The 926-nt window shown below is 74.1% G+C and carries 1 protein-coding gene; it reads left to right on the top strand.

Annotation, left to right across the window (positions count from 1 at the left end; genetic code table 11):
- The coding region (locus tag ACPCK6_RS29595) for a hypothetical protein (RefSeq protein ID WP_423482857.1) at positions 1-926 on the top strand (926 nt) is incomplete at both ends.

Below are 926 nucleotides of genomic sequence, written 5' to 3'. Positions count from 1 at the left end.
CGCGGAGCCGCTGGAGCTGGTGGATCCGGAGTACTGGGTGCGGCATGTGCGGCAGCCGGTGCGCTTCGCCGACGGTGTGGTGGCGTTGCGGGCACAGGGCGTGGACACCTTCCTGGAGGTGGGTCCGGATGCGACGTTGACGGCGATGGTGGCGGAGATCGTCGCGGATGCGGGGGTGCGGCGGGTTCCGGTGTCGCGGCGGGAGCAGTCGGAGGTCGCTGCGGTGACGGCGGCGTTGGGGCAGTTGTGGGTGGCGGGTGTGCCGGTCGACTGGGCTGCGTACCACGGTCAGACCGGCGCCCGGCCGGGGGTCGTCGACCTGCCCACGTACGCCTTCGACCACACCTGGTACTGGCCCGAGGCGGCGCCCGCGGCCCGCCGGGACGCGCACGGCGAAGCTCTCGACGGGCGATTCTGGGCGGCCGTGGAGTCCGGCGACCCCGACCTGGTCGGCGGCGAACTGGGCGTCGGCGCGGACGAACCGTTCAGCGCGGTCCTGCCGAAGCTCGCGCAGTGGCGGCGGGCCGCACAGCAGCGGTCGACGGTGGACTCCTGGCGCTACCGCGTGGTCTGGCGGCACCAGGACGTGACCGGGAACGAGAACCTGACCGGCTCCTGGCTGGTGCTGATGGTCCCCGGCCAGGAGGACCACCCGTTGCTGGCCGGGCTGGCGGAGCGGGGCGCCGAGGTGGTGCCGGTGGTGCTGGACGCGCTGGACCGGGACGAGATTACGCGCCGACTGGCCGGAGCGGTGGAGGCCGGAAAGCCGGTCGCCGGGCTGGTCTCGCTGCTGTCGCTGGCCGGGGCGGGCGTGGTCGAGGCGCTGGCGGTGGCGCAGGCGCTAGCCACCACGGAGGTCCAGGGGCGGCTCTGGTGGCTCACGTGTGGGGCGGTCTCCGTGGACGACTCCGAGCCTCTGACCGACC

The sequence above is a fragment of the Micromonospora sp. AB353 genome, assembly GCF_049538395.1.
Classification (GTDB): Bacteria; Actinomycetota; Actinomycetes; order Mycobacteriales; family Micromonosporaceae; genus Micromonospora; species Micromonospora aurantiaca.
This window is presented reverse-complemented; position numbering and strand designations above follow the sequence as displayed.